Origin of the sequence: Streptomyces sp. NPDC005811 (assembly GCF_040630405.1) — a bacterium.
Taxonomy (GTDB): domain Bacteria; phylum Actinomycetota; class Actinomycetes; order Streptomycetales; family Streptomycetaceae; genus Streptomyces.
In genome coordinates, this window is record NZ_JBEXXK010000120.1 from 1 (window position 1) to 5748 (window position 5748).

The 5748-nt window shown below is 67.2% G+C and carries 5 protein-coding genes and 1 pseudogene; 1 reads left to right on the top strand and 5 read right to left on the bottom strand.

The annotated features are described in order from the left end of the window. Window positions 1–567 precede the first annotated feature (567 nt). The 4 genes and pseudogenes from ABZ490_RS51820 to ABZ490_RS51835 all read right to left on the bottom strand — a co-directional run. The gene (locus ABZ490_RS51820) at window positions 568–1113 is read right to left on the bottom strand and encodes a hypothetical protein (RefSeq protein ID WP_359007964.1); all 546 of its coding nucleotides are present in this window, start codon (window positions 1111–1113) and stop codon (window positions 568–570) included. A gap of 145 nt (window positions 1114–1258) precedes the next feature. After that, on the bottom strand, window positions 1259–1822 hold the full coding sequence (locus tag ABZ490_RS51825) for an AAA family ATPase (protein WP_359007967.1): 564 nt from the start codon (window positions 1820–1822) through the stop codon (window positions 1259–1261). Continuing rightward, window positions 1819–2619 (bottom strand): DUF6042 family protein, encoded by an 801-nt coding sequence (locus ABZ490_RS51830; RefSeq protein ID WP_359007970.1) that lies wholly within the window; start codon window positions 2617–2619, stop codon window positions 1819–1821. Before ABZ490_RS51830 ends, ABZ490_RS51825 begins: the two co-directional genes overlap by 4 nt. 149 nt (window positions 2620–2768) lie before the next feature. Next, a pseudogene (locus ABZ490_RS51835) lies at window positions 2769–2996 on the bottom strand (restriction endonuclease); the annotation flags it as partial. A gap of 281 nt (window positions 2997–3277) precedes the next feature. Here ABZ490_RS51835 and ABZ490_RS51840 point away from each other — a divergent pair. Continuing rightward, complete coding sequence (locus ABZ490_RS51840) at window positions 3278–4489, top strand: hypothetical protein (RefSeq protein WP_359007973.1); 1212 nt, start codon at window positions 3278–3280, stop codon at window positions 4487–4489. A gap of 241 nt (window positions 4490–4730) precedes the next feature. On the opposite strand, the gene ABZ490_RS51845 is transcribed toward ABZ490_RS51840, so the two are convergent. After that, on the bottom strand, window positions 4731–5748 hold a 1018-nt coding region (locus tag ABZ490_RS51845; RefSeq protein WP_359007976.1), incomplete at its 5' end, for a hypothetical protein.

Below are 5748 nucleotides of genomic sequence, written 5' to 3' on the forward strand. Positions count from 1 at the left end.
CCACCACCCTGCGGATATCTCACACAACCGGCATACCGCAACGATCACACATCGTCAGCCCCCAACGACATTACGTCGCAAAAGTCAGTAACGGTAGACCGCGGCGAAAGGGCAACAGCCCCTGGAGCACCCGCGGCCTGCGCTCTTACGGCGACCACTGCCGCGGTCGTGGGCCATGACCGCGGCAGTGGTCGAGGTAGGCAGCCGGCACCGGGACACGGACTCGGCGAGCGGGATCCAGCGGCCGTCGGTGTCGAGGTGCCTGTCGTGGACGTGTGTGAGGAGCAGGTGCAGGACCTGGTGGGCAGTCAGGGAATGGAAGACGACCAGGGCTCTCAGGAGCACCTGGGCGGCTGGGTCAGTGAAGACCAGGCGGCGGGCCTTCAGGACGCGGAAGAGGGAGCACAGTCCCTGGCCCCCACCCCACCAACCCGACACCTTTCGCACAGCGTGCACGTGGTACTGCAGTTGTACATCTCCTTGGCCCGCCAGCCGTCCGTGTTCCCAATCGCCGAGGCTGAGTGTCCGTTGCCCAGATCGCGGTCACGACGGGCGTTGACCGCCCGGTCAGCTGTCGGCTCGTTCCTTCTCGATCGCATTCATCCTGCGGACCATGTCGATCTGCGCGCGGATCATCGTGTCGAACAGGGCCTCCGGATCGCCGTCGGGTCCGGCGCTCGCAGCCAGCAGCGAGGCGACTTGGCCGGCGAGGACAGTGACCACGTCGGCCGTCCCCACCGGGCCGCGGACCTCGGTCAGTTTGCGCACGGCGTCGTCGATGCGGTCCATGGCCTCCTCGCCCTGGAGGAACAACCCGAGTCGGTCGGCGAGGAACATCCGGACGACCGCCACACCGTCGGCCAGGGCGGTGTCCACCTTGTAGTCGGCGCGGGCCTTCTCCGACTCCTTGAGCACGGCCGGAATCGTGTACGTCCGCTGCTGCGGGATGAGGCCCTCCTTTCGCCACTTCGCGTACGGGATGGGGCCGACGGCGTCACGGCGTGCACGGTGTTCGCTGGTCGGGCGGCCGCCCGCGGCGCGGCAGGCCCGCCCTGCGGCTGCCTTGCAGGTCGGGCATTCGACACGGCGCTTCCACAAGCGCACGAGATCCATCTCGGCATCAGAGCGGAGGTGACGTCGCCACTCGCCGCCCCAATGGATGCTCTGCGATCCGTTTCTCCACGCCCATCGCCCCCTGGGTCCGGTGGTGTGTGCCGTCGTCGGTGCCGTGATGATGACCGTACTGCGGTGGCGCCCCTCAGGGGTCGATCGGGAGAATGCCGTCCAGGCCGCTCTGGGAGAGGATCTGCTGGACCGTGTCGTCCAGGGTGCTGGCCGCGTCGACAACGGTCTCCAGGCCGTTGGGGAGCAGGTCCTTCTCTCGGTACCAGTCGCGTAGGTGGCCCTCGTTGACGTGCGCAAGGTACTCGGCATCGGGTTTCGTCGCATGCCGGAGCACCGTCTCCTCGAAGGGCACGTCGAGGTAGTAGCAGCGTGAGACGCCACGGTGGGCGCGCACCAGGTCCTGGAGCATCGTTCCGTAGCGGTCGGCGTACAGGATGCCTTCGACGACGACGTGGAAGCCGTGGTCCAGGGCGTATCGGGCGGTGAGGTCGATCAGGCCGATGTTCGCAGCCCCGGGGCGGTCGCGTTCGCGCAGCACGATGCGGCGCAGGTTGTCCTGGGCGACGATCGCGAGGTTGCGGCCGAACTTCTCGCGCAGGCCAGCCGCGACGGACGACTTCCCCGAGGCGCTGTTGCCGCGGAGCACGATCAGGCGCGTGTCGCTGGTCCCCACGGTGCCGTGCGCGGCCTCAGTCACCCGCGGCTCACCTGGATGCGGTTCTCGTGGAAGTGCTCCCAGTCCATGACCAGGCGGAAGCGGCGGTGGGCCTCTAGGCGCTCCGCGTCTGCCAGCTGCTCGCCGCGCTGGACGCGGGCGTCGCCGGATTTCACGAGTTCCGCGAGAGCGAGCCGGACGTCGTCGACGTCCTTGCCCGTGGCTGCCGCCAGCCGGTCCAGGGAGGTGAGGGTCTCTGCCGGTTCACCCAGATCGTTGACCAGGTGGTCGATGAGGGTGTCGAGGAGCGGGCCGGTGCGCATCGTCCAGCGGATCCCGTCGAGGCGCTCGGTGAGTTCGGGGTCCAGGGGCAGCAGGTCGCCCGGCAGTGGCAGCGCGGCGGGCATGGACCATCGGGTGCCGTCCGGCGTCTCTTCGCGGCGGGCCAGGCCCCACGTCAGGTAGAGCTCGGACAGGTCCCGCACGGTGGTGGGCACCGGGTAGCCGGCGGCCGTGAGCATGGCGCCGAACGTCTCCCAGCAGTTCGCCTCGTTCGCTTCGCGCCCCTCCGGCGCCTCCTCGTAGTCCCATTCCTCATCGGGCCACGAGAACGTGAGGACGCCGTCGAGATCGCCGCCGATCATGTCCCAGTGGCCGTCGAAGAGCTCCTGAAGGAGGCCGTCCAGGGAGCCGGTGAAACCGGGCTGGCTCGCGGTCCCGATCAGCATCGTCAGCGGGAAGCCCTGGCGGGGCAGAACGTGGTCCCAGCCCGAAGCCCACCAGTCGTTGTGCATCGCCAGGTCCCGGCGCGGCCCGGGCACAGACAAGTTCTCAGTCATCCACAGCTCTTCCTCAAGGAACGGTCAAACGCTCGCAGCGTACGCACTGTGGCGCGCGAACCGTTGTCACGCGCGCCCGACCCAGGCTTGATGGTGGGACGCAACATGCAGCCCCTCGCGCAAGCGGCCACGCAGGACACCAACGCGGGCTACGGAGCGGCCGGAACGGGTTCGGTGAGGCGGTCCAGCCGCGTGTAGAGGGCCCGTACGAGGCGGGCGCGGTTCTGAACACAGCGGGCGGTGCCTTCCAGCGGGGTGGACAGGCGTCCGTCGGCTTCGCGCAGGACGACTTCGGCGAGGGCGCCGCGGCCGTCGTCCTTGGGCAGGGCCGCGGCGTGGCACCGGACGTCGGCGGCCACGGCTCGGGCGTGAGGCGTGGTCCTGCAGTTCTCCCCAGATGGCGATGAGGACGAGCAGGATCGCCATCGCTCCCTCCAAGCCGGGGACGGGTGGGCGACCGCACACCGGGTCGTCACACGCTTCACACTGGCAGGGCGGGCCTGTGACGACTGTATTGAGTGGCGTCCCTCTGGACACAAACGGGATGATGACCTTGATCGTGGGACGTCGAGGTCCTGGCAGCTGTGGTCAGCGACCCTCGACGTCGTCGAAGCGGCCGGGGGCCATCGTGTGGGAACAGAGCATCGGGACCTTCCCCGTGGACTTCACCGAGCACGGCAACGAGTGGGCCCACCACCTTGGGAACGCCATGGGCGGAGGGTTTCGCAGCATCAGCGGCACTGACAGCCACGGCGGCCCGGTGGAAATGGGGCCGCCCCTCGACGACTCCATGACGAGCATCCTGCGCGTCCATCCTCACCCCGACGGCATCAGCTGCACGGTCGTCGGCGACGTCGGCACCCCGTCACCGGACCAGGTAGACCCCTGGCGGACTGGCGCGCGGAAGGCCGTGGACGAGATCGGACACCACCAGCGGACTCACGTATGGGATGCGCTCGTTGGGGTCAGCCCGTCCGCCGTGCAGGGATTCCACCCCTTAGGGCAGATCAGGGCGACAGACATAGGGCCGCTGACCCTCGCCCCCGGTGGTGTCCACATGCGCGAGTTCCGAGGGCAGGACCGAGTCGACTCGCAGTTCATCACGGTCTCCCGCAGCTTCCCCGTCGTCGTCACCGGCCAGGTCGAGACCTACCACTGGGAGCCTGTTGTCCCGGTCGCTCAGGCGCAGTTGCGCCGTCTCTGCGCTCTCCTGACGCTGCACCGGAGGCAGCTGTGGGAGCCCCGGACATTCCCCTGGCCTCAGGGCCCCGACGGGTCGGTTCTGAAGATCCCGACCTCGGTCGGTCCCGAATTCCCGAGCCCGCACGGGGAGGAGTGGACCGGGGAGGTCCCTCCGGGGACAGGAAACTGGAGGCTGCCGCTGTGGGTGCTTGGGGCATGGGAGAGGCTGGACGGCGACCCCGAACTGGAGACCGCGCTCAGCGCGTACTACGAGGCCGTACGCCTGGGGAGACGTCATCCGTCGCTCTCGCTGCTCACCTTCGTAGCCGCGATCGAGGGCGTCGGCATGAGGTCCGTCCCCGACTCTATGTGCGACTGCCATCCCGAGTGCAAGCATCGCAAGGGAGTTGCCGAGAAGCGGTTCCGGAAAGCACTCAAGACCGTGCTGACGCAGAAGCAGGTGAAGGAGCTCGCGGGCCCGCTGTACGACCAGCGCTCGCATACGGGGCACCGAGGGACGCTGTTCGGATCGGAGCAGGTCCTCGGCTACGGCGGCCACGCGGGGCCGTTCCAGGTCAACCCGTACTTCCAGTTCGAGGCAGTACAGCTTGGCCGACTCACGCAGGTCGCCAATGCCGTTCTGGTCAAGGTGTTGAGTGAGCCGGTGGTGGACCCGGGTCATAGCTGACCGAATCGGACCTCGCTCACCCACGTAGAGAAGAAGGAAGAGGAGTCTGCATGGTGACCTGCGGGACATGCCATCATCCGGGCTCGCACGCGTCCGTCGGCCTGCCGGTAGGGCCACTTCTCCCGGACCGGATGTCCCGATCACTTGGCTGGGGCCGACGGCCTTGGCCCGGATGGGGCCAGCCAAACCGGTCCGCGCCAAACGACCTGTACTGCGGAAGGCGGTGAAGACCTTGTGGCCGTCAGCTCTCAGGTTCGCCAATGTAGGTGTTCGGCATAATGATCTGTTCGATGCCACGGGAGAGACGTGGTACTGGTACGGCCTGCGTGGAAATCACCTGTGCGCCGGTGGCTTGGGCGGCATCGGCAATGTCACGGAGAACTTCGTGAACGACGTCGCTTGCGATTCCCTGCTGAAAGGGGTTGTCGAGCATGAGGAGTCCCGGGTACGGGCCGTCGTCCCCCAGGTCCCTGGCCAGGAAAAGTAGGGCCCTGCTATAGGCGAGGAAGAACAACACTCGGGCCTCGGCTCCGAGAACTTGGCTCCAGGGGCGGGTCCCAACGTAGAAGGTCAGGTCGTCCGCGCTGATCGCCACATTCCCTGCCACCCAGACATCATCGCGGTGGCGATTGAGGAATTCGTTCATCCGATCAGCGAACAGGGCGCAGCGGTCGATGGGCGTTCTCCCTGTGGTGGGGGTTTCATCAATTTGCTGCTTCAGTCGGTTCAGCCTCTCTTGGGCCGCCTGGCTCGTCTGCGTGGCGGCAGTCTTGCGGGTAAGCATCTGCTCGATGGCGGGCAGCGCCATGAGTTTTTGTTCCAGGGCGGCGGTCTGGGCAGCCATCTCTTCGAGTCTGGCCATGAACGGTGCAAGGCGGGCGGCCCGGTCGACGTTCAGCTGCCTGGCGATGTCTTGATGGGTGCTCTGGGCGTGCCGGTGGTCGGCTTTTGCTTGGTCGAGGTCGCTTCTGGTTCGGGCAATGACTTCTTGGAGGTCGTCGGCCTCTGCGGCCAGGGACCGCTTCTCCAGTTCTCCGCGTCGTCTGCGCTGGTCCTCGGTCACTGGCTGGGTGCAGACGTAGCAAGTGCCCTCTGGGTGATCGCGGTGGATGTCGATCTTCTGCTCGCAGGCAGGACACAGGCGCACCGGCAGGCTGTCGAAGATGTCAATCCCCTCGAACTGTGGAGACCTTCCTATGCAGCCAGCTCCTCGGTGAAGCTGGCCCAGTAGTCGTGTTCGTAGTCGATAGGGCTCTTCC